Here is a 21444-nt window from a genome sequence, read left to right as displayed (position 1 = left end):
ATGCTTCGGTAAATTGGAACGATGTCCATGAATGCAGCACTCCAGGCAACCGCCGACAGCGGCCAGGCACCCCACGCGCATACCGGCGCCTGGGTTGCCGGGGTGCTGCGTTCACGCATCTCCGCGGGACAGCTGGCGCCCGGCAGCAAGCTGTCCGAGCAAAAGCTCTCCGAGGCGCTCGGCGTCTCCCGTAACACGCTCCGTGAGGCGTTTACGGTCCTGGCAGGGGAATCAATGGTGCAGCGCATCCCCAACCGTGGCGTCTTCGTCGCCGCACCCGGTGCAGAGGACGTGCGCGAGATCTACCGCGTCCGGCGGCTGATCGAACCTGCGGCGGTCCAGTCGGGCGAGATGCCTCCGGGGGCGCTTGAGCACCTGGAAGCGATCGTCGCCAAGGCCCAGGAGGCAAAGGCCGCAGGCTCTGTCCTGGACATGGCCGACGCCAACCAGGAACTGCACAAGGCCCTGGTGGGCCTGTCCGGCAGCGCTACCCTGGCCAGGCTGATGGAGAAGGTGCTGGCCGAGATGCGGCTGGTGTTCCACGCCATGTCCACCGCGCCGGACTTCCATAGCCACTACGTGGACCTGAACGCGGCCCTGGTGGAGCAGATCCGTGCCGGCCGGCGGGCGGAAGCGGCGGCCGAACTCCGGCGCTACCTGGACGCCGCCGAACGCGAACTGCTGGTGCATCTCGGGGCGGTGCCGGCGGAACCTGCCACCAAGGGCGGCGCTGACCGCTGAAGGGCCGCGCCGCCGTCGTACGTTCTTCCTTAGGCCCGGCTGGGAACCGCGGCCTCCACGCCGAAGTCCTCGGTTTCGGCCGCCGGCTCGCCGCCGGTACGCCGTTCTTTCAGGAAGTAGACCAGTCCGGCGGCCAGCGTGGACGCCGCAGCCAGCGCGAAGAGACCGGGGATGACGCTGCCCGTCTGTTCCTTGATGATCCCGAAACCGAAGGGGGCAACGAAGCCGCCCAGGTTGCCCAGGGAATTAATGAGGGCGATGGCCGGGGCCAGAACCAGCGGGTGCAGGCCGGACTGGGGAATGGTCCAGAACAGCGGGGACGCGCTCTTGAAGCCCATGGCGGCGATGGCCAGGAAGACCAGCGCCATGGCGGGGGAGGCGATGGCGGCGGCGAATGTGCCCACGGCGGCGGTGAGCAATGCGGCCACCAGGAGCGGCTTCTTGGAACGGGCCTTGTCCTGCAGTTTCGCCGCAAAGTACATGGCGAACACGGCGCACACCCACGGGATGGAGGACAGGAAGCCGACGGTGAGGTCAGTGGTGCCGGGGATCTGCTTGATGATGCTGGGAAGCCAGAACGTGTTGGCGTAGATGGACAGCTGGACCGAGAAGTAGATGCCGCACAGCAGCAGGATCTGTGGGTTCAGGAGCATCTTCCAGCGGTTAACCCTGCCGCCGTCTGCCTTGGTGTGCTGGGCGTCCTCATCGCTGATGGCCTGGGCCAGTGCGTCCTTCTCGGCTGCGGTCAGCCACTTGGCGTCTTTGATCCTGGCGTCGAGGACGAAGAACACCGCCATGCCGACGACGACGGACAGGGCTCCTTCGAAGCCGAAGAGCCACTGCCAGCCGCGCAGGCCCAGGGCGCCGTGCAGGCTGAGGAGCAGGCCGGCGATGGGGCCGGAGATAGCTGCTGCGACGGACGAGCCGGCGATGAAAATCGCGGTTGCCTTCCCGCGCTGCCCGGCGGGGACCCAGCGGGCGAAGTAGAAGATGACGGCGGGGAAGAAGCCTGCCTCCGCGGCGCCCAGCAGGAAGCGCAGGACGTAGAACATGGTCTCGTTCTGGACGAACGCCATCAGGAAGGAGACTGTGCCCCAGCTGATCATGATCCGGGTAAGCCAGACTTTGGCGCCGTACTTCTCCATCATCACGTTGCTGGGAAGTTCGAAGATGGCGTAGGCGATGAAGAACAGGCCCGCGCCGAAGCCGTAGGCGGCGGCGCCGATACCCACGTCAGCCTGCAGGTGGTCCTGGGCGTAGCCGATGTTGGAGCGGTTCAGCTGGTTGCAGACCAGCATGACAAGCATGATGGGCAGCACGCGCTTGAAGAACTTTTTCGTGGCGGTGGCCACGTCCGAGACAGCATTGTCCACAGACTTCATTGAATGTAATTCCTTTGGGATAGATAACGCAGGCCGGCTGCGGGGCGGAGGGATGTGGGGCCTGCCACAGCGACCCTCCTACTGTAGGGCGCCGGTGTGATGCACGTCCAACACACATAGGGCATCGCTTCATGCCCTCCGGGCATGGCCCTGGCCGTCTTGGGCGCATACAGAACAGCGGCCCTTTCCGCACTGCATCTGCAGGGCGGAAAGGGCCGCTGGTGTGCCTCCTAGCGGACCAGGCAGGGCCGCTTGGGGTCGAAGGACCAGCCTTCGATGTAGTACTGCATGCCGATGCTGTCGTCGCGGGCGTCCAGGCCGTGCTCCAGGTACAGCTTGTGGGCTTTGTCCAGGGCGTCCCGGTCCAGTTCGATGCCCAGGCCGGGCTTGTTGGGGACCTCTATGGCGCCGCCCTTGATTTGCAGCGGTTCCCGGGTGAGGCCCTGGCCGTCCTGCCAGATCCAGTGCGTGTCCAAAGCGGTGATTTCGCCCGGGGCTGCCGCGCCGGTGTGCGTGAACATGGCCAGCGAGATGTCGAAGTGGTTGTTCGAGTGCGACCCCCAGGTGAGGCCGAACTCGTTGCAGAGCTGGGCTACCCTGACCGAACCGTGCATGGTCCAGAAGTGCGGGTCTGCCAGCGGGATGTCCACGGCGTTGCTGCGGATGGCGTGTGACATCTCCCGCCAGTCGGTGGCGATCATGTTGGTGGCCGTCTTCAGGCCGGTGGCGCGGCGGAATTCGGCCATGACTTCGCGGCCGGAGAAGCGGCCCTCTGCGCCGCACGGGTCCTCGGCGTAGGCCACCACGCCCTGCATCCGCTTGCCCAGCCGGATGGCGTCGGCCAGGAGCCACCCGCCGTTTGGGTCCAGCGTGACCCTGGCCTCTGGGAAACGCCTGGCGAGGGCCGTGACAACGTCCACTTCGTCGTCACCGGACAGCACGCCGCCCTTGAGCTTGAAGTCGCTGAAGCCATAGCGCTCCTGCGCAGCTTCGGCGAGGGCGACGACGGCTTCCGGAGTCATTGCCTCCTGGCGGCGCAGTTCCTCCCAGCGGTCAGCAGGGTTGTCTTCCACGAGGTACGGCAAATCTGTGCGCTTGTGGTCGCCCACGAAGAAGAGGTAGCCGAGCATCGGCACGGAGGTGCGCTGCTGTCCGTCACCGAGCAGTTCAGCCACGGGAACGCCGAGGTACTGGCCATGCAGGTCCAGCAGGGCGGACTCCACGGCGGTGACGGCGTGGACAGTGGTGCGAAGGTCGAAGGTCTGCAGGCCGCGGCCGCCGGCGTCGCGGTCCGCGAACTCGGCGGCGATCTCCCGCAGCAGTGACCGGTACCGGGCCACCGGCCTGTCCTTGATCAGGGCGCCGGCTTCCTCAATGGTGGTGCGGATTTTCTCGCCGCCGGGCACCTCACCCAGGCCTGTGCGGCCGTCGGAGTCGGTAATGATCACCACGTTGCGGGTGAAAAAGGGGCCGTGCGCGCCGCTGAGGTTCATCAGCATGCTGTCGTAGCCGGCAACGGGCACAACGTCGACGCCGGCAATGGTGGGCTGGTTGCTCATGCGCTGGCCTCTGCTTTCTCTTCGGCGGGCACAACGTTGCCGTTGATGCGGCGGTTGAGGTGCCAGGGGTTGGTGTCCTGCAGGGGCTCGGGGAGGAGTTCCTGGGGAAGGTTCTGGTAGGCGACCGGGCGGAGGAAGCGGTTGATCGCGAGGGTTCCCACGGAGGTGGTGCGGGAGTCGGAGGTGGCGGGGAAGGGCCCGCCGTGGACCATTGCGTGGCCCACTTCGACGCCGGTGGGCCAGCCGTTGACGATAATGCGCCCCACCTTCTGCTCGAGCACGGGGATCAGCGGCGCCGCCGTCGGGTAGTCCTCCCCGGTGAGGTGGAGGGACGCGGTGAGCTGGCCTTCGATCCGGGCTGCGGCCTGGAGCAGGTCTTCGGTGCTGCGGTAGCGGATCACCAGGGACGCGGCGCCGAAGATTTCCTCGTGCAGGACGTGGTTGCTGGTGAAGTGCTCCACACCGGTGCCGAAGATAGCCGGGGCGGGGGCGTTTTCGGTAGCTCCCGGGGTACCTTTGCCGATCAGTGACACGCCCTCGGCGCTGCGGAGGGCCTCGGTTCCGGTGTTCCAGGAGGCGGCGATGCCTGCGGTGAGCATGGTCTGCCCTGCGCAGGTTGCGACAGCACGTCCGACGGCGGCGGCCAGTTTGTCCCCTGCCTCGCCTTCGGGGGCGAAGAGCAGGCCCGGGGAGGTGCACAACTGCCCGGAGCTGCCGGTCACCGCGGTGACGTAGGCGGCGGCGAGTGCGTCCACGTCACCCTTGAGCGCGCCTTCGAAGACGAAGACCGGGTTCAGCGAGGACATTTCGGCGTAGACCGGGATGGGCTCCGGGCGCGCCGCCGCCGTTTTCATCAGGGCGATGCCGGCGGCCTGGGAGCCGGTGAAGCCGACGGCCTTGATGGCCGAGTCCGCGACGAGGGCCTGGCCGATGCTGGCGCCGGGGCCGTAGACCAGGGAGAACACGCCCGGGTGCAGGCCGAGGTCCTTCACGGCCTTGGTGACTGCGTGGCCGACGAGTTCGCTGGTGCCCGGATGGGCGTTGTGGGCCTTGAAGACCACGGGGCAGCCCGCGGCGAGGGCCGAGGCGGTGTCTCCGCCCGCCGTCGAGAACGCCAAGGGGAAGTTGCTGGCGCCGAAGACCGCCACGGGGCCGAGCGGGATCTGTCGCTGGCGGATGTCGGCGCGGGGGAGCGGGGTGCGGTCGGGGATGGCGGGGTCGATCCGGACGCCGCGGAAGTCGCCCTGACGGACCACGGCGGCAAAGAGGCGAAGCTGCCCGGTGGTGCGGGCGCGTTCACCCTGCAGCCGGGCTGCCGGGAGACCGGTTTCCTGGCCGGCACGGGTGATGAGTTCGTCGCCGATGGCCTCGATGTTGTCCGCGATGGCCTCAAGGAACGCGGCGTGGGTTTCCGGGTCCAGGCTGCTGAAGGACGGGAAGGCGTCCTTCGCTGCCGCGGTCGCGGTCTTCAGCTGCTCCTCGGTGAGCAGCGAGTACGCGGGCTCGAGGGCCTCGTTGGTGGCGGGGTTGAAGCCGTTGGTGGTTTTGCCTTCGCCAACAACCGGCTCGCCGGCGATAAGGGAGTGTCCGGTGAGGGTCACGATGGTTCCTCCTGTGTCTTCGGGGACGGTTAGGAAACGGTGGCGATGAGCGCCTTGAGGTCCGCCAGGTCCTGCCCGGCAAGGTTCTGCAGCGGCGGGCGGACGGGCCCGGCGGAACGGCCGATGGCGTCCAGGCCGCCCTTGACGATGGACACAGCGTAGCCTTTGACGCGGTCGCGGATGTCCAGGTAGGGGATGACGAAGTCGTTGAGCTTCTTGTTCACGGCCGCGCGGTCGTTGTTGCGGACATCCTGGTAGAAGTCCAGGGCGAACTGCGGGACGAAGTTGTACATGGCGCTGGAGTAGGTGCTCATGCCCAGCTGCAGCAGGGGGAGGGCGAAGGTCTCGGCCGTCGGCAGGCCGCCCAGGTAGAAGAGCCGGTCACCGAGCTTGGCGTAGACGCGGGAATCGTGCTCCAGGTCCCCCACGCCGTCCTTGAAACCGATGAGGTTCCCGTGCCTCTCGGCCAGGGCAGCCACGGTGGTGTCCTTGTAGATGGCGTTGGCGCGGTTGTAGATGATGACGCCGAGGGACGTGGCGCTGCAGACCGCGCTGACATGCTCGATCAGCCCTGCCTGGTCTGCTTCGGTGAGGTACGGCGGCAGCAGGAGGAGGCCCTCGGCGCCGGCGGCTTCTGCAGCCTTCGCATTCTCGATGGCTTGCGCCGTGGATCCGCCGGCGGACGCAAGGACCGGGACCTGGCTTCCCACTTCATCGACGGCGGTGCGGACCACGCGCTCGGATTCGGCCGGGGTGAGTGAGAAGCCTTCGCCGGTACCACCGGCTGCAAAGAGGCCCGCCACCGGGAAGCTTGCCTGCCACGCCAGGTGCTTGCGGTAGTTCTCCTCATCGAACTGCAGCTGGGCGTCGAACGAGGTGACAGGGAAGGACAGCAGACCGTCCTTGAGGATGTCCGCCAATTCCTGGGGTGTGTACTTTGCCACGGTGTGGTCCTTTGTGGTGTGCGCCGCAAGCGGCAGGCTGATGGTTCCCCTCCAGAGTAGGAGCGCCGCTGATGCCTGTCTAAGTGCACTTTTGAATGCATTGATACCTTTGAGGCATCACCCGCGATCTACTCCATGGCAAATTCGAGATCCCGCAGCAGGCGGGACAGGGCCGGGTTGGTGATCCTGCGGTTCCAGATGGCGTGCAGCTCCACCTGCCCGCCGTCCCCATCCGGCAGCGGCAGGAACTCCACGCCCTTGATGCCCAGCATGGTGGCGGAGTGCGGCACGAACGCGACCCCCCGCTTGGCTGCCACGAGGGAAACCATGGTGAGGACCTGGCTCACGGTGTGGACCACATTCTCGTGCCGGATCGGAAGCGTCCGCACCACCAGGTCATAGAAGTAGCGGGCCTGGATGGGCGAATGCATGATGAGCGGCTCATCCTTGAAATCCTCAGGGGTGATGTCCCGTGCCAGCCTTGTCAGGGGGTGTCCGCCCGGAACCGCGAGGACCAGTGACTCCTGGTACAGCAGGTGCGAGTCGAAAGTCTCCCGGTCGAACGGGGGCCGGGCGAGGCCGATGTCCAGTTCGCCGGTCATCAGCCGGCTGATCTGGTCTCCGGTCACCAGTTCCTGCAGGTCCACATCCACGTCCGGGATGATTGTGCTGATTTCCTCCAGGAGCGGCCCCAGGATGCTGAACCCGCTGGCGGCCGTGAACCCGATGCGCAGGACGCCGGAGCGCCCCGAGGCAATCCGGCGGGCCGAGGCCGGAGCTCGCTCCGCCAGGGCCATAAGGCGGCGGGCTTCCTCGAGGAAGGTCTTGCCCGCATTGGTGAGTTCCACCTTCCGGTTGTCGCGCTCAAGGAGTTCGGCGCCGATGATCTTTTCCAGTTTCTGGATCTGGCGGCTCAGTGGCGGCTGGGTCATGTTCAGGCGCTCGGCCGCCCGCCCGAAATGCAGTTCCTCGGCGACGGCGATGAAGCCGGCCAACTGGTCGAAGGTAAACATGATGCCTTCCAGGTATCACTTGATGCAGATTAGGGCTTAGACAGGCATCATAACTGCTCCCTACACTCGACACAGCGAACGGGGTGACCCGGTTCACAGAACGTCCGGACCCCAACCGGAGAAATAACGAGGAGTTCCAATGAAGCACTTCCCCACCCGCCGTGCCGTCCTCGGCACGGCGTCGGCCTTCACCCTGATGGCATTGACCGCCTGCGGCGGCAACGTTGCCGGCGGCGCGGCCAACACGTCCAATTACCCCAGTGGCCCTGTCACCCTCACCGTCGGCCAGGCTGCCGGCGGCAGCACCGACCTTATCGCCCGTGCCCTGGCCGAAGGTGCCACGGAGTCCCTCGGTGCACCGATGCCCGTGGTGAACAAGCCGGGTGCCAACGGCGCCCTGGCCACCAAGGAAGTGGCCGGCAAGCCCGCCGACGGCCAGGAACTCGTCCTGCTCAACGCTTCCCTGATCACCATCACTCCCCTTGCGGTCAGCGCCGACGAGGCCGTGAACATCGACGACCTGGATGTCATTGCCGGGCTCTCGCAGGACGATTACGTGCTCGTCGCCAGCACGGATTCCGGGTTCAAGAGCTTCGAGGATGTGACCGGCGCCGGCCGCAGCGTCACATTCGGCACCACCGGCGTCGGGACCGGCAGCCAACTCGCCCAGACGGTCCTCTTCAAGCAGGCCAACGTGAACGGTACCGACATTCCGTTTGACAGCGGCAAGCCGGCCCTGACCGCCGTCATGGGGAACCAGGTGGAACTCGCCACCATCCAGCTCGGCGAGGCAATGCCGCAGATCGAGGCCGGGAAGGTGACGCCGCTGCTCGTCTTCTCGGAGGAGCGCAACAGCTTCCTTCCCGACGTACCCTCCGCCAAGGAAGCCGGCTACGACGTTCCCGTCGCCCAGTACCGCGCCGTGGCAGCGCCGAAGGGTACCCCGCAGGAGGTCAAGGACAAGTTGCTGGCCTCGTTCCAGGAGGCCTTCAGGACGGACGCCTACAAGGAGTTCAACGAGAAGAACATGCTGACTCCCAAGGAGATCACCGGTGAGGAAGTCGTCACCGAGTGGAAGGGCTACGCAGCCAAGTACAAGGAGCTGGTGGAAAAGCACGGCATCAGCCTGAGCGGAAACAAGTAACAGCAATGGAGACCACTCCAGCAGTGTCCGCCGGACGGGACGGCAGTTCCGCCGTACCGTCCGGCGGGGACGCCAATGACCTGCCCGAAGCCCTGACCCCCGAGCAGCTGGCCGCCCAGTGGGAGGCGGAAAAGCCGCCCGCCGCAGGCGCCCTCGCCAACGCGGGCTCATCCCTGGTGGTGCTCGCCGTCGGCATCGGTGCGCTGGTGCTCTCCGTATCCATGGGCCTTGGCACTCCTGCCGCTCCGCAATCGGGCCTGTGGCCGTTCATGATCAGCTGCGTCATGGTGGGGCTGGGGCTCTTCCAGCTGATCCTGGGCCGGCGCAACCGCGATGCCGAAAAGTTCACCCGGATGTCCCTGGCTCCGGTCACCGGCCTGGTCACGCTTGCCGCCATGGTTGCGCTGATGCCCCTGATCGGGTTCGAAATCCCCGCGCTCATCCTCTGCGTGATCTGGATGCGGATCCTGGGCGGTGAAACCTGGCGGTCCACCGCGCTGGTCAGCGTGCTCGTTGTGGCCGCGTTTTACGGGATCTTCGTCCTGGCGCTCGGCACCTCCATTCCCCATCTCTTCTAGGAGACCACCATGGATTTCCTGAATCCTGTGATCAATGGATTTTCAGTCGTCCTGGAGCCGACGAACCTCCTCTACTGCCTGGTCGGCGTCGTTATCGGCATGCTGATCGGCGTGCTGCCCGGATTGGGGCCGGCGGCAACCATTGCCATCCTGCTTCCGCTGACCTACGGCGTGGAACCTGTCACCGCCATCATCATGCTCGCCGGCATCTTCTACGGCGCCCAGTACGGCGGCACCATCACCTCCGTCCTGCTGCGGCTTCCCGGTGAAGCATCCTCCGTGGTCACGGTTTTCGACGGCTACCAGATGGCCCGGCAGGGCCGTGCCGGCACCGCCCTGGGCCTTGCCGCGATCGGATCGTTCGTGGGCGGTACCGCCGCCATCATCGGCCTGACCTTCCTGGCGCCCATCGTGGCAGGGTTCGCCCTGGACTTCGGTCCGCCCGAATACTCCGCGCTGGCGCTGCTGGGCATCCTCCTGGTGGCCACGATCAGCAGCGGTGCCAGGGCCAAGGCGCTGGTGGCCGCCGCGATCGGCCTCCTGCTGGCCACGGTGGGCCGGGACATGTTCACCGGTGAAAGCCGCTTCACGTTCGGCAGCATGCAGTTGGCGGACGGCATCGACTTTGTTCCGATCGCCATGGGCATCTTCGGCCTGGGAGAGATCCTCTACAACCTGGAGGAGCGGCACCGCGCGGCCAAGGCGCCGTCGAAAGTTTCCAACGTGTGGCCCTCAAGGGGCGACCTGAAGCAGGCCTCCGGGGCCGTGGGCCGCGGCTCGGTGCTCGGCTTCTTCCTTGGCATCCTGCCCGGCGGCGGCGCCACCATCGCTTCGATGGCCTCCTACGCCATGGAAAAGAAGCGCGCCAGGCAGCCCGAACGGTTCGGCAAGGGTGCGCCGGAGGGCGTTGCGGGGCCGGAAACCGCGAACAACGCGGCAGCGACGTCGTCGTTCATCCCGCTGCTGACCCTCGGCATTCCCGCCAACGCCACCATGGCACTGATGTTCGGCGCGCTGCTGATCCAGGGCGTCCAGCCCGGACCGCAACTCGTGGAGCAGAACCCGGACCTGTTCTGGGGTGTGGTGAACTCGATGTACATCGGGAACATCCTGCTGCTGATCATGAGCCTTCCGCTGGTGGGCATCTTTGTGCGCATCCTGCGCGTTCGCGCCGCGATTCTGGCCCCCATCACGGCCCTGATCACCCTGCTGGGCGCCTACACGATCAACAACAGCATGTTCGACGTCACCCTGGTAGTGGTCTTCGGCATCGTTGGTTATCTGATGAAGAAGTTCGGCTTCGAACCCGGGCCGCTGGTCCTGGCCTTCGTCCTTGGCGAGCTGCTGGAAAACTCCCTGCGCCGTTCGCTGCTGATGTTCGGCGGCGACGCCACCGGGTTCCTGACCCGCCCCATTTCGGCCACCCTGCTGGTTGTCTTTGTGCTGGTCGCCTTCCTGCCGGCCATCCGCACATTCATCGCCAAGCGCAAGGGCGGCGCGGGAGCCGTCACCACCACCAACAACATCGAGGAGAAGGTATGAGCATCGTCGTCGGGTTCGTTCCCACCCCGGCCGGTGAGGCGGCACTCGCCGCCGGCATCGCGGAGGCGCAGCTCCGGAAGCAGGAGCTGGTCATCGTCAACTCAGCACGGCAGGGCGCCCTGGTGGACAAGTCCGTTGCTCCGGAGGATGTGCTGGCGCAGGCTGCAGAGCGGGCATCGGAAGCAGGAGTGCGCGCCCGCGTGATCCAGCCGCCGTACCAGCACGACCTCGCTGATGAGTTCCTGGATATCGCCCGCGAGGTGGATGCCTCGCTGATCGTGATCGGACTGCGGCACCGGACCCAGGTGGGCAAGTTTATCCTCGGCAGCCACGCCCAGCAGATCCTGATGCAGGCGGACCGGCCGGTGCTCGCGGTCAAGGCCGGCGGCGGCAACTGCCCATAGAGAGCATGCCGCCGTCTGGCCCGGCAGCACAGTAGTAAAAGGTTGGCGGTCCCGGCAGGGGCCGCCAGCCTTTTGGTTGCCTAACCGAAGACGTGTTTCACCAGGGCGTCGAGGACGGGGATCTGGCCCTTGACCAGCTTCAGCCTGGCTTCTGCCTCCGGAAACCAGCGGGCGTCGTCGATCTCCGGAAAGTGCTGGATCCTGCCCGACCCTTTGGGCCACTCAAGGGAAAAGGTATTGCTGGCGATCCCATCCGGCTCGAAGTCATGTTCTGCCGCGTAGACCACAACCATCTTGCCGGACGGCTGCCGGAAGCCACCCAGCAGCCGGTACTCCACCTCAGGCGCCGGGGTTCCCATCTCCTCCGCGAATTCCCGAAGGGCGGCAGCCAGCGGGTCCTCGTCCTCGCCGTATTCGCCCTTAGGAATGGACCAGGCGCGGTCGGCTTTGTTGGCCCAGTACGGCCCGCCCATGTGGGCAATCCAAACCTCCAGCGTGCCGGGGGCCTTCTCCGGCGGCGCCGTTCCACCCCCGGTTGCACCCTGGCGCCTGTAGAGCAGTATCCCTGCACTGCGTACCGGCATCTGTTCTCCACCTCACTGCCGTCTTTGGCCCAGCCTGCAAAACTCCGCGCACTGCCCTCGAACAGGCGCAAAACCGCCTTCCGGTGTTAACCCGGAGTTCACGGCACTGCTTTAGGTTATTCCTTCAAGCAGTCTGCTGAAGGGACCCGTCATGGCCAATATTGCTGAGGTTTTGGGACGGCTCACGCCGGAAGAACTTGAGGAACTTCGCAGCCTTGGGCCCCAGGGCCACCTGCCGCGCCATCTCCAGGATGCGCTGGACCGGGCGGCCGGCGGACCCGGTTCCGGCCGCGGATATTACGTGCCCACCGGAAACGTCAGCGCCACCGGCGGGCCGCTGCTGGCGCTGCGCAGCGACGTATCCGGGTGGCTTTTCGGTGCCCACCGGGACGACCCCGAGCAGCTCGCCCAGCACCCCTGACTCCGGAGTTTTTGTCCAGATATGCAGGGCAAAGGGCCGGCGCTGAAGTCCTCATATCTGCACAAAAACTCTCTGCCGGGAGGGCGGCTATCCGATCAGTAGACTCAGCGCCTCCGTCAGGTGCTCCACTTCACGCACGGAGAAGCCCGCGGGAACAGGGCCGGGACCTGTGTGGCTGGCCGGAACCACTGCGTGTGTAAACCCGAGCCGGTGGGCTTCCTGGATGCGCTGGTTGATGCCGGGCACGGGCCGGACCTCCCCGGCGAGCCCCACTTCGCCGAAGGCTATCAGGCGGACGGGCAGCGGCTTGCGTGCCTTGGCCGAGGCGACCGCCAGGGCAACAGCAAGGTCAGTGGCTGGTTCGCTGAGTTTCACGCCGCCCACAGTTGCCACGTAGGAGTCATCCTTGTGCAGCAGGGTTCCGGCGCGTTGCTGCAGGACGGCCAGCAGCATGGACACCCGGGAGCTGTCCAGGCCGCTGGTGGCGCGCCGGGGCTGCGAGTTGGGGCTTTCGGCGAGCAGCGACTGGACTTCCGCCAGGAGCGGCCGCCTGCCTTCCATAGTCACCGTGATGCAGGTGCCGGAGACGGGATCCTTGGTCCGGCTGACAAACAGTCCGCTGGGATCGGCCAGGCCCTCGATGCCGTTCTCGTTCAGGTCGAAGCAGCCCACGTCATCCGTGGGCCCGTAGCGGTTCTTTACCGCACGGAGCAGCCGCAGCCGCGAATGGCGTTCACCCTCGAACTGGCACACCACATCCACCAGGTGCTCCAGGAGCCGCGGACCGGCGATGGAACCGTCCTTGGTTACGTGGCCTACCAGCAGCGTGGTCATGTTACGGCGCTTGGCCGCGGCGATAATGGACGCAGCCACCTCCCGGACCTGGGAAACGCCACCGGCGCTGCCGTCCACGTCCGCGCTGCTGAGTGTCTGCACCGAGTCCACGATCAGGAGCCGCGGTTCAATCTTTTCCACCTGCCCCAGTGCCTGGCCGAGGTCCGTTTCGGCCGACAGGTAGAGGGATTCGGCGACGGCGTCAATCCGTTCGGCGCGCAGCTTCACCTGGGCCGCTGACTCCTCACCGGTTACATACAGGACGTCCTGCGCGGTCCGGGCAAATTTGGCGGCAACGTCCAACAGGAGCGTGGATTTGCCGACACCCGGCTCACCGGCCAGCAGGATGACTGCACCCGGGACCAGGCCGCCGCCCAGCACCCGGTCCAGCTCATCAACGCCCGTGGGCAGGAAAGCCGCGGTGGTTGCATCCACCTCGGCAATCGGGCGCGCCGGCTCAGCAACCGTAGCTGCCGGCGTCGTCCGTGCCACCGCGGTGCCGGTTTCCTCCACCGTGCCCCACGCCTGGCACTCGCCGCAGCGGCCCACCCACTTGACCGTGATCCAGCCGCATTCGACGCACTTGTATGCGGGCGCCTTGGAAGCCCGGGAAGTCTTTGATGCCATGCGTCCAACCCTAGCGGTGGGCCATGACAATTCCCCCGCAGGGGTTTTCGATCCACGGCCGCGGGCTAAAGCGCCGGGAGCACGTCCCGGGCCTCGCGCGCGTCCATCCCGGTGGCTTCCAGCAGGTCCACCATAAGCGGCCGGAACAGCATCACCACCGTCTCGCCTTCGAGCCGCTGCACCCCGAGCAGTTTTGGATGCAGCCGCAGGGCGATCTCACTCAGGTCGTTCCGTGCGGTGCGCAGGTGGGCGCGCCGGACGCCGTCGTGCGTCTCTGCGAGACCCAGGGACAACTCGTCAACCGCGGCAGCGGTCTCCTGCAGCACCTCGGCAATGTTCTCAGTGGCCTCGTCGGAGAGCGCCGCATGGTTGATGGCACTGGTGAGGCGGCGCGCGAACACCCGGCTGTTGCGCAGCGCAAGGTCGATAAAGTCAAGCGACACCTGCAACCGGTCCAGCTCTTCCCGGTGCCGCCGGTAGGCGGGGGCCAGGCGGGCCACCTCGCCCGAGGCCCGCAGGGAATGCCGCATGCCGTCCACAAGTGACTGGCAGTTGCGGCCCCGGACCAGCGCGTGCCAGGCCCTCGTCGAATCGCTGCCGGCCAGCGCCTCAGCGCATTCGCGCAGCACTTCGGCCAGCTCGTGCAGCAGCTTCTGGACGTCCTTGCGGGGTTCGCGGCGCGGATCCTTGGGCGCCAGGATGGTGACGAGCAGTGCGAACAGCCCGCCGACCACGGCGTCGATGCTCCGGGTGAAAGGCCCGCCGGTCGGCGCAGGCAGCAGCACCACGAGCAGCGACTGGAGGGCCAGCTGCGTGGTGAAGATATTGCCGCTGTCCAGGAAGCGGGCAAGCAGGATGGAGAAAAGAAGCACGACGGCGGCCTGCCAGATTCCGCCGCCCAGCCAGTGCAGGAGCAGATCACCTACCGCGATGCCGATGGTGCAGCCGAGCCCCACTTCCAGCACACGCCGCAGGCGCGGCTCGCGCGAGAAGCCGAGGGCAATCAGGGAGGACGTGGCGGCGAACAGCGGGCCCGAGTGCCCCAGCACGTACTCGGCGAAGGCGTAGGCCCCCACCGCACAGACTGTCATCTGGACCGCGGGAAACATCGAGTTCCGGCTGCGGATCAGGCCGGTCCGGATACGGCTGCGCAGGAATCGCCTGCCTGCTGATAGTCCTGCTGCGGGAGCCATGCCGTTCAGTTTATGTGTTGCCAGCACTGTCAATCCCGGTCGGGATGCACTACGACTGGAGATGTGATCTGCGCAATGGTGACCCGGCATTTGTAAGCCAAATTCACGCTGTCGTTAATCCTCCGTTCATCTTGGACGGACCATCCCGTTACCTGTGGCCCCTAACTTCGATGAAGGTACAAAAGTACGCATCGCGCAGCAGGGTTTTCCGTTCCCTGCCCCGCACTGAATAACCCTGGAAGGGGTACACGTAGTGAAGGCATCCCGCTTCGGCCGCCACGCGGCTATCGCTGTTATCGCAGCCGGCGCACTCGCGCTCACAGCCTGCGGTTCGGACAACGCCACCGGCACCACCCCTGGAGGCGAACAGGGTTCGTCCGGTCCCAAGGTCACCGGTACCCTCACCGGCATCGGCGCATCCTCCACCGGTGCGGCCATGGACGCCTGGAAGGCCGGCTTCGCCTCCGCGAACCAGGGCGCCACCGTGCAGTACTCCCCGGACGGCTCCGGTGCCGGCCGAAAGGCGCTCATCGACGGCTCCGCACAGTTCGCCGGCTCGGACGCCTACCTGAAGGACGACGAGCTGGAAGCCTCCAAGGCTGTCTGCGGTCCAGACGGCGCCATTAACATCCCGGTGTACATCTCGCCGATCGCCGTTGCCTTCAACCTCCCCGGCATTGAAGAGCTGAAGCTGGACGCAGCCGCCGTGGCCAAGATCTTCCGCGGCGAAATCGCCACCTGGAACGATCCCGCCATCGCTGCCCTGAACGAGGGCGTCACCCTTCCCGACCTGAAGGTCACCCCGGTCAACCGCTCCGACGATTCCGGCACCACCACCAACTTCACCGAGTACCTGTCCGCCGCCGCTCCCGAGGTCTGGACGGACAAGGCCTCCGGTGTCTGGCCCGCAACCCTGCAGGGCGAGAACGCCAAGGGCACCTCCGGCGTCGTCAAGACCGTCACCGACACCCCGGGTGCAGTGACCTACGCTGACGACTCCGCCGTTGGCGGCGCCCTGGGCACCGCCTCCATCAAGGTGGGCGAGGAATTCGTTGAGATTTCCGCCGAGGCTGCCGCCAAGGCCGTGGAAGCAGGATCCCCGGTCGAGGGCCGCTCCACCAACGACGTCGCCATCAAGCTGGACCGCAAGACCACTGAGTCGGGCGCCTACCCGGTTGTCCTCGTTTCCTACCACGTGGTCTGCAGCGCCTACGACAGCCAGGAGACCGTCGACCTGGTCAAGGCCTTCGAGAACTACGTAGTGTCCGAGGAAGGCCAGCAGACTGCCGCGGATTCCGCCAAGTCCGCACCGCTGTCCTCCGCCCTGGCCGAGAAGGCAACCGCGGCCATCGAGTCCATCAAGGTCAAGTCCTAATAAACTGTCCAAAACCGGGTTCCCCGCCTGCCGAAAGGCAGTGCGGGGAACTTCGGTTTGAGAAGCACCATATATTTTCAGTGTCAGTAAACGATCGAAGGGCCGTCGAATGACCGCCACCTCCCTGACCACCACCCAGGGCGCCGGCCGAGCCGGTGACAAAGTCTTTTCCGGTGCCGCGCTCGCCGCCGGCTGCCTCATCCTCGCCGTCCTGTTCGGCGTCGCGCTCTTCCTGGTGGTCCAGGCCATCCCTGCGCTGACCGCCCCGTCCGCAGAAATCCAGGGCGGTGAAGGCTTTTTCGCCTACATCTGGCCCATCGTCATCGGCACCCTCATCGCCGCAGTGATCGCCCTGGTCATCGCAACGCCCATCGCCATCGGCGTTGCCCTCTTCATTTCACACTTCGCGCCCCGCGGGCTGGCCTCCGGCCTTGGCTACGTGGTGGACCTGCTCGCCGCCATCCCGTCCGTGATCTACGGCGCGTGGGGAGCGGCCTTCCTTGCCAAGGAAATCTCTCCGGCCTACAACTGGCTGGCCGCCAACATGGGCTGGCTGCCCATCTTCCAGGGCCCGGCCTCCGCCACCGGCAAGACCATCCTCACCGCCGGCATTGTCCTCTCGGTGATGGTCCTGCCCATCATCACCTCGCTGTCCCGCGAAATCTTCCTGCAGACTCCCAAACTGCACGAGGAAGCAGCCCTCGCGCTGGGTGCCACCCGCTGGGAAATGATCAAGATGTCGGTCCTGCCCTTCGCCCGGCCGGGAATCATCAGCGCCGTCATGCTGGGCCTGGGCCGCGCACTGGGTGAAACCATGGCAGTCGCCCTGGTGCTTTCCTCCGGCGCCCTCACCGCGAGCCTGATCCAGTCCGGCAACCAGACCATCGCGGCGGAAATCGCGCTCAATTTCCCGGAAGCAAGCGGACTCAAGGTCAGCACACTGATCGCCGCAGGCCTGGTCCTGTTCATCATCACCCTGGCCGTGAACATGATCGCGCGCTGGATCATCAGCCGGCACAAAGAATTCTCGGGAGCCAACTAAATGACCTCCACGCTTACCCCGGTGCGCAGCAAGCGCTCGGCCCTGACCAAGGGGCAGCTGCCCAAGTACGCCCCGTACGTCGTCCTCGCCGCCGCGCTCATCATCGGTGCCGCCATCATGGCCCTGGTGGGCTTCAACGCCTTCGGCTGGGGCATCGTCTCAGCGCTGCTGTTCGCCATCGGACTGGTGTCCTGGAGCGCGGCGTCGGAAGGGTCCCGCAAGGCAAAGGACAAGCTGGCAACGTGCCTGGTGGTGGGGTCCTTCCTGGTCGCCCTGCTGCCGCTTGTCTCCGTGATCTGGACCGTCCTGGTCAACGGTGTTCCCGGACTCCTGGCCCCCGGGTTCCTCAGCACCTCCATGAACGGCGTCACCGGCGTGTACGACAACCGGGCTGTGGAGGAAGGTGCCCCCGTGCTGGGCGGCATCTACCACGCACTCCTGGGCACGGTGCAGATCACCCTGCTTGCTACCCTCATCTCCGTCCCGGTGGGCCTGCTCACCGCCATCTACCTGGTTGAGTACGGCAACGACGGCCGCCTGGCCCGGGCCATCACGTTCTTCGTGGATGTCATGACGGGTATTCCGTCCATCGTGGCCGGCCTCTTCGCCGCCGCCTTCTTCTTCGCCGTCGTCGGGCCCGGCACCAAGACCGGTGCGGTGGCCGCCGTCGCCCTGTCGGTGCTGATGATTCCCGTGGTGGTCCGCTCCAGCGAGGAAATGCTGAAAATTGTTCCCAACGAGCTGCGCGAGGCCTCCTACGCCCTCGGCGTCCGCAAGTGGCGGACCATCGTCAAGGTGGTGATCCCGACGGCGATCTCCGGCATCGCGTCCGGCGTCACCTTGGCCATCGCCCGCGTCATCGGCGAAACCGCGCCCATCCTGGTCACGGCCGGGTTCGCCACGAGCATCAACTCGAATGTCTTCAGCGGCTGGATGGCGTCCCTGCCCACGTTCATCTACACCCAGATCCTGAACCCCACCTCGCCGGCCAACCCGGATCCGTCCAACCAGCGCGCCTGGGGAGCGGCGCTGGTGCTGATCATCCTGGTGATGGTCCTCAACCTTGCGGCACGCCTCATCGCCCGCGTCTTCGCTCCCAAGACCGGCCGCTGACAAGTTACTGCTACCGCCCTTCCGGGCGGGAACCTAGACTCAATTCATACCCAGTAAGTGAAGGAACACCATGTCTAAGCGCATCGACGTCAAGGACCTGAACGTGTACTACGGCGACTTCCTCGCCGTGGAGGACGTCACCATCAACATCGAGGCCAAGTCCGTCACCGCATTCATCGGCCCCTCCGGCTGCGGAAAGTCAACCTTCCTGCGCACCCTAAACCGCATGCACGAGGTCCTGCCCGGCGCCCGCGTGGAAGGCGAGGTCCTGCTCGACGGCGACAACCTGTACGGCGCCGGCGTGGACCCGGTGACCGTGCGTTCGCAGATCGGCATGGTGTTCCAACGGCCCAACCCGTTCCCCACCATGTCCATCCGCGACAACGTGCTGGCCGGCGTCAAGCTGAACAACAAGAAGATTTCCAAGGGCGAGGCTGATGTCCTCGTTGAGCGCTCGCTGAAGGGCGCCAACCTGTGGAACGAGGTCAAGGACCGCCTGGACAAGCCCGGTTCGGGGCTTTCCGGCGGCCAGCAGCAGCGCCTCTGCATCGCCCGCGCCATCGCCGTGGAACCGCAGGTGATCCTGATGGACGAGCCCTGCTCCGCACTGGACCCCATCTCCACGCTGGCCATTGAGGACCTCATCAACGAGCTCAAGGACCAGTACACCGTGGTGATCGTGACCCACAACATGCAGCAGGCGGCACGCGTCTCGGACAAAACCGCGTTCTTCAACATCGCCGGCACAGGCAAGCCGGGCAAGCTGATCGAGTTCGGTGACACCCACACCATGTTCAGCAACCCCGCCCAGAAGGCCACCGAGGATTACGTCTCCGGCCGCTTCGGGTAAATCGCCTTCCGATAGGCCCTTCCGGCAGCGCTGCAGGCGTTCCCGGGCGGGCCTATTCCGGAACTTCGAGCTGGAAGCCGCAGCGGCAGCGCAGGACCCTCGTAGGCAGGCAGACGGCGCTGAGCCCGCTTCCGCTGCTGCTGTTGCGGTAGCAGAGCCGCTCGATTTCGAACTCCGCTTCCTCCATGGGGAAGCCGCAATGGATGTAATCGTCGCCGAACATAATGACCTTGGCCATCCACCGCACCTGGTGCAGGGCCGCAGCGACGTCTGCCGCGTAGGCGAGGTGCTCCTGGAACAGGCTGCAGTCGTTGCAGGTGTAGGACACCGTCACCAGGTCGCCGCCCGCCGCGCCCATTGCGGTGATGGCGTGGATGGTGAGGTGGTGTTCCGTTCCGCAGTTTTGGCATCCGAGTTGCCGCGGCTGGGGCAAGGGACGCCGGGAGTTCGAGGTAGACATAACGCCTGATCTTTTCCGCGATGTGCTTCCAGGCCGCCGGTGGCTGCAGCGGCGAACGCCCAAAGGCCTGCACACGGCGGCGGGCGCAAGTCCCGGGGCCTCAGTGCCGGGGGACGTACTTTTGAATCTACGTCACCAGCCGTCCGCTGTATAGGGGAGCGGAACCCCTTGCACAGGCTTCAGCCGGCCAGCGGTGACAGGGCAAGCGCCAGGATGAACGCCAGGGCGGCCGTGGCGGCCGGGGTCAGGGCCCACAGGCCGAGGATGCGGAACACCAGCTTGCGGTGGGTCACCGCGAAGTTCTGGTTCTCTCCGGCGCCCAGGACCGCCGAGGTGACGGTGTGCGTGGTGGACAGCGGCCAGTGCAGCGCGATGGCGCCCACGAACAGCATCACGGCGCTGTAGATCTGGGCCACGGATCCGCGCAGCGGGTCTATCCGCGTGATCTTGTGGCCGATGGTGTGCGAAATCCGCCAGCCGCCGAAAAGCGTTCCCGCGGTGATCATCACTGCGGACAGCAACGCCACCCACACGGGCATCGTCCCGCCGTCGGAATAGCCCGCCGCCAGCAGGGCAAGCAGCAGCACCGCGCTGACCCGCTGGCCGTCCTGCAGGCCGTGGCCGAACGCCACCGCGCCCGCCGCGATGGCCTGGCTGCGCCGGAACCGCTGGTTCACCACGTTGGGCTGTGTGTGTCGGGCTGCCCACGTTGCCGGATACACCAAAAAGAACGCGAAGCTGTAGGCCACGAGCGGGGACAGCACCAGCGGCAGGACCACCTGGAACAGCAGGGACTGGTCCACGCCGCCCACTCCCGTGCCGCCCACGGCGAGGCTCGCCAGGCCGGCACCTGCCAGGCCGCCCACCAGGGCATGGGTCGAGGATGAGGGCATCCCGCGCCACCACATCAGCAGCCCCCACGCGCAGGCGCTGACCAGGCCGGCGATGAGGATGCTCAGGCCGCTGGAACCCGGAGGCAACGTGATCCAGTGCTGGCTGACTGCAACGGCAAGGCCCGCGCTGAGCAGGGCGCCGATGAAGTTGAAGAACGCGGCCAGCAGCACGGCGATGCTGGGTGTGAGGGCCCTTGTGCGGGTTGCCAGCGCGACGGCGTTGGAAACGTCGCGGAAGCCGTTGAGGAACGCGAAGGCTGCGGTCACCAGGACCACCGCACCGAAAATTACCGGCGCCACTCAGGATTCCTTGACGATGATGCTGCCCACCTGGGTGGCTACCCGCCGCATGTCCTTGGTGACCTCCACCAGCTGGTTGGCGATGTCCCGGTGGCGGGAATACTGGGCCCATTTCATGTCGCCGATCATGTCCGCCACCCACACCCGGTGCGTCCGTTCCGCCCGCTTGGCCAGCCGAAGGATCTCGATCCAGTAGTCCTCAAGGTCGTCCAGGTTGTCCAGCCGGCGCATGGCATCTACGGTCAGTTCAGCCTGCCGGCTGATGATTTCGAGCTGTTCCGCGGCCCGTTTGGGGAGCCGTTCCAGTTTGTAGAGGGCCACCAGTTCGGCGGCGGCGTCCATCTTCTCCATGGCTTCGTTGAGGTACCGGGAGAGGGCGTACATGTCCTCGCGGGGAAGGGGGTTCACAAAGCTGGTGCGCATGTGGGTCAGGATCGCGAAATGCAGTTCAGCCGACCTGGCCTCGTGGTTGTGCATGTCCTCAACCAGCTTTTCGTGCTCGGCTGCAGGCAGGCCGAGGATTTCCGCCAGGGTGCCGCTGGCCAGCACGATTTGCTGCGCCATCTGCGTGAGGAGGTTCAGCCCGGCGGGCTCCTGGGGAAAAAGGCGCAGCTTCACGTGGTTCCGTTTCCGGGAAAAGTACATTGCGGGATTGCCGCCGTGTGACTTGACCCTGGCAGGCAACTGACGCTAACTCTACCGGCCCGTAACTGCAGCGTTGAAATGGCCGAACGGTGGGCGGGCAGAAAAATGGTGCCGAACCGGATACGCCTCTCGGCGGTAGGCCGCTCTAGGCGGCTGAGTGTTGAAGCCCGGGGGTTTCGCGGTTCGGCACCGGTTTCAG

21 protein-coding genes are annotated in these 21444 nt (G+C 66.1%); 10 read left to right on the top strand and 11 right to left on the bottom strand.

Features of this window, described 5'->3' with window-relative positions:
* The first annotated feature begins 21 nt into the window (after positions 1-21).
* Positions 22-741, top strand: coding sequence for a GntR family transcriptional regulator (locus tag FDW83_RS11490; protein WP_138138219.1), 720 nt, complete (start codon positions 22-24; stop codon positions 739-741).
* Between the two features lie 29 nt (positions 742-770).
* Here FDW83_RS11490 and FDW83_RS11485 read toward each other — a convergent pair whose 3' ends face one another.
* The 5 genes from FDW83_RS11485 to FDW83_RS11465 form a co-directional block, all read right to left on the bottom strand.
* A complete protein-coding gene (locus tag FDW83_RS11485; protein WP_138138218.1) occupies positions 771-2123 on the bottom strand; it encodes an MFS transporter in 1353 nt (450 codons plus the stop codon).
* Positions 2124-2353: 230 nt separating this feature from the next.
* The gene (locus FDW83_RS11480) at positions 2354-3682 is read right to left on the bottom strand and encodes an enolase C-terminal domain-like protein (protein ID WP_138138217.1); all 1329 of its coding nucleotides are present in this window, start codon (positions 3680-3682) and stop codon (positions 2354-2356) included.
* Complete coding sequence (locus FDW83_RS11475) at positions 3679-5283, bottom strand: aldehyde dehydrogenase (NADP(+)) (RefSeq protein WP_138138216.1); 1605 nt, start codon at positions 5281-5283, stop codon at positions 3679-3681. The genes FDW83_RS11480 and FDW83_RS11475 overlap by 4 nt, the downstream gene beginning before the upstream one ends.
* 29 nt (positions 5284-5312) lie before the next feature.
* Positions 5313-6227, bottom strand: coding sequence for a 5-dehydro-4-deoxyglucarate dehydratase (gene kdgD, locus FDW83_RS11470; protein ID WP_138138215.1), 915 nt, complete (start codon positions 6225-6227; stop codon positions 5313-5315).
* A 128-nt stretch (positions 6228-6355) separates the two neighbouring features.
* Positions 6356-7240 carry a LysR family transcriptional regulator gene (locus tag FDW83_RS11465; RefSeq protein WP_138138214.1) on the bottom strand — a complete coding sequence of 295 codons (885 nt, stop codon included), beginning with the start codon at positions 7238-7240 and terminating at the stop codon, positions 6356-6358.
* A 139-nt stretch (positions 7241-7379) separates the two neighbouring features.
* Here FDW83_RS11465 and FDW83_RS11460 point away from each other — a divergent pair, with 139 nt between their 5' ends.
* Genes FDW83_RS11460 through FDW83_RS11445 form a run of 4 tightly spaced genes read left to right on the top strand, consistent with a single transcriptional unit; the run spans position 7380 to position 10908 of the window.
* Positions 7380-8384, top strand: a complete 1005-nt coding sequence (locus FDW83_RS11460; RefSeq protein ID WP_138138213.1) for a tripartite tricarboxylate transporter substrate binding protein — start codon at positions 7380-7382, stop codon at positions 8382-8384.
* Between the two features lie 5 nt (positions 8385-8389).
* Positions 8390-8962, top strand: a complete 573-nt coding sequence (locus FDW83_RS11455) for a tripartite tricarboxylate transporter TctB family protein (protein WP_138138212.1) — start codon at positions 8390-8392, stop codon at positions 8960-8962.
* 9 nt (positions 8963-8971) lie between these two features.
* Positions 8972-10504, top strand: a complete 1533-nt coding sequence (locus tag FDW83_RS11450) for a tripartite tricarboxylate transporter permease (RefSeq protein ID WP_138138211.1) — start codon at positions 8972-8974, stop codon at positions 10502-10504.
* Positions 10501-10908, top strand: a complete 408-nt coding sequence (locus tag FDW83_RS11445) for a universal stress protein (protein ID WP_138138210.1) — start codon at positions 10501-10503, stop codon at positions 10906-10908. Before FDW83_RS11450 ends, FDW83_RS11445 begins: the two co-directional genes overlap by 4 nt.
* Positions 10909-10988: 80 nt before the next feature.
* On the opposite strand, the gene FDW83_RS11440 is transcribed toward FDW83_RS11445, so the two are convergent.
* Entirely contained in the window at positions 10989-11492 is a 504-nt protein-coding gene (locus FDW83_RS11440) for an NUDIX domain-containing protein (protein ID WP_138138209.1), read from the bottom strand.
* A 151-nt stretch (positions 11493-11643) separates the two neighbouring features.
* Here FDW83_RS11440 and FDW83_RS11435 point away from each other — a divergent pair, with 151 nt between their 5' ends.
* Positions 11644-11913 (top strand): hypothetical protein, encoded by a 270-nt coding sequence (locus FDW83_RS11435; RefSeq protein ID WP_138138208.1) that lies wholly within the window; start codon positions 11644-11646, stop codon positions 11911-11913.
* An 87-nt stretch (positions 11914-12000) separates the two neighbouring features.
* On the opposite strand, the gene radA is transcribed toward FDW83_RS11435, so the two are convergent.
* Together radA and FDW83_RS11425 are read right to left on the bottom strand one after the other, a co-directional pair.
* Positions 12001-13374, bottom strand: coding sequence for a DNA repair protein RadA (gene radA, locus FDW83_RS11430; RefSeq protein ID WP_138138207.1), 1374 nt, complete (start codon positions 13372-13374; stop codon positions 12001-12003).
* 65 nt (positions 13375-13439) lie between these two features.
* The gene (locus FDW83_RS11425; protein WP_138138206.1) at positions 13440-14567 is read right to left on the bottom strand and encodes an aromatic acid exporter family protein; all 1128 of its coding nucleotides are present in this window, start codon (positions 14565-14567) and stop codon (positions 13440-13442) included.
* A 253-nt stretch (positions 14568-14820) separates the two neighbouring features.
* Here FDW83_RS11425 and pstS point away from each other — a divergent pair, with 253 nt between their 5' ends.
* The 4 genes from pstS to pstB all read left to right on the top strand — a co-directional run bounded on the left by pstS (position 14821) and on the right by pstB (position 18947).
* Positions 14821-15942: a phosphate ABC transporter substrate-binding protein PstS gene (gene pstS / locus FDW83_RS11420; RefSeq protein WP_138138205.1), complete on the top strand. Its 1122-nt coding sequence runs from the start codon at positions 14821-14823 to the stop codon at positions 15940-15942.
* Positions 15943-16051: 109 nt separating this feature from the next.
* A complete protein-coding gene (pstC, locus tag FDW83_RS11415) occupies positions 16052-16984 on the top strand; it encodes a phosphate ABC transporter permease subunit PstC (protein WP_138138204.1) in 933 nt (310 codons plus the stop codon).
* Positions 16985-18097, top strand: a complete 1113-nt coding sequence (pstA, locus tag FDW83_RS11410; protein ID WP_138138203.1) for a phosphate ABC transporter permease PstA — start codon at positions 16985-16987, stop codon at positions 18095-18097.
* Between the two features lie 70 nt (positions 18098-18167).
* Positions 18168-18947, top strand: coding sequence for a phosphate ABC transporter ATP-binding protein PstB (pstB, locus tag FDW83_RS11405; RefSeq protein WP_138138202.1), 780 nt, complete (start codon positions 18168-18170; stop codon positions 18945-18947).
* Positions 18948-18999: 52 nt separating this feature from the next.
* On the opposite strand, the gene FDW83_RS11400 is transcribed toward pstB, so the two are convergent.
* The 3 genes from FDW83_RS11400 to FDW83_RS11390 all read right to left on the bottom strand — a co-directional run bounded on the left by FDW83_RS11400 (position 19000) and on the right by FDW83_RS11390 (position 21218).
* Positions 19000-19407, bottom strand: a complete 408-nt coding sequence (locus FDW83_RS11400) for a hypothetical protein (RefSeq protein ID WP_138138201.1) — start codon at positions 19405-19407, stop codon at positions 19000-19002.
* 179 nt (positions 19408-19586) lie between these two features.
* Positions 19587-20600: an inorganic phosphate transporter gene (locus tag FDW83_RS11395; protein WP_138138200.1), complete on the bottom strand. Its 1014-nt coding sequence runs from the start codon at positions 20598-20600 to the stop codon at positions 19587-19589.
* Complete coding sequence (locus FDW83_RS11390) at positions 20601-21218, bottom strand: DUF47 domain-containing protein (protein WP_138138199.1); 618 nt, start codon at positions 21216-21218, stop codon at positions 20601-20603. It abuts the gene before it with no gap.
* Positions 21219-21444: the final 226 nt, after the last annotated feature.

It is taken from the genome of Pseudarthrobacter sp. NamE2 (assembly GCF_005796205.1).
Taxonomy (GTDB): Bacteria; Actinomycetota; Actinomycetes; order Actinomycetales; family Micrococcaceae; genus Arthrobacter.
The sequence above is the reverse complement of the archived record's forward strand: the minus strand, read 5'-3'. Positions and strand labels throughout refer to the sequence as shown.

Excerpts from the sequence above, each read along its gene's own strand:
- pstB (WP_138138202.1), top strand. The coding sequence starts at position 18,168 with ATGTCTAAGCGCATCGACGTCAAGGACCTGAACGTGTACTACGGCGAC.
- pstA (WP_138138203.1), top strand. The coding sequence starts at position 16,985 with ATGACCTCCACGCTTACCCCGGTGCGCAGCAAGCGCTCGGCCCTGACC.
- FDW83_RS11460 (WP_138138213.1), top strand. The coding sequence starts at position 7,380 with ATGAAGCACTTCCCCACCCGCCGTGCCGTCCTCGGCACGGCGTCGGCC.
- radA (WP_138138207.1), bottom strand. The coding sequence starts at position 13,374 with ATGGCATCAAAGACTTCCCGGGCTTCCAAGGCGCCCGCATACAAGTGC.
- FDW83_RS11480 (WP_138138217.1), bottom strand. The coding sequence starts at position 3,682 with ATGAGCAACCAGCCCACCATTGCCGGCGTCGACGTTGTGCCCGTTGCC.
- FDW83_RS11400 (WP_138138201.1), bottom strand. The coding sequence starts at position 19,407 with ATGTCTACCTCGAACTCCCGGCGTCCCTTGCCCCAGCCGCGGCAACTC.
- FDW83_RS11455 (WP_138138212.1), top strand. The coding sequence starts at position 8,390 with ATGGAGACCACTCCAGCAGTGTCCGCCGGACGGGACGGCAGTTCCGCC.
- pstC (WP_138138204.1), top strand. The coding sequence starts at position 16,052 with ATGACCGCCACCTCCCTGACCACCACCCAGGGCGCCGGCCGAGCCGGT.
- FDW83_RS11465 (WP_138138214.1), bottom strand. The coding sequence starts at position 7,240 with ATGTTTACCTTCGACCAGTTGGCCGGCTTCATCGCCGTCGCCGAGGAA.
- FDW83_RS11425 (WP_138138206.1), bottom strand. The coding sequence starts at position 14,567 with ATGGCTCCCGCAGCAGGACTATCAGCAGGCAGGCGATTCCTGCGCAGC.
- FDW83_RS11485 (WP_138138218.1), bottom strand. The coding sequence starts at position 2,123 with ATGAAGTCTGTGGACAATGCTGTCTCGGACGTGGCCACCGCCACGAAA.
- FDW83_RS11490 (WP_138138219.1), top strand. The coding sequence starts at position 22 with ATGTCCATGAATGCAGCACTCCAGGCAACCGCCGACAGCGGCCAGGCA.
- FDW83_RS11440 (WP_138138209.1), bottom strand. The coding sequence starts at position 11,492 with ATGCCGGTACGCAGTGCAGGGATACTGCTCTACAGGCGCCAGGGTGCA.
- FDW83_RS11445 (WP_138138210.1), top strand. The coding sequence starts at position 10,501 with ATGAGCATCGTCGTCGGGTTCGTTCCCACCCCGGCCGGTGAGGCGGCA.
- FDW83_RS11450 (WP_138138211.1), top strand. The coding sequence starts at position 8,972 with ATGGATTTCCTGAATCCTGTGATCAATGGATTTTCAGTCGTCCTGGAG.
- FDW83_RS11435 (WP_138138208.1), top strand. The coding sequence starts at position 11,644 with ATGGCCAATATTGCTGAGGTTTTGGGACGGCTCACGCCGGAAGAACTT.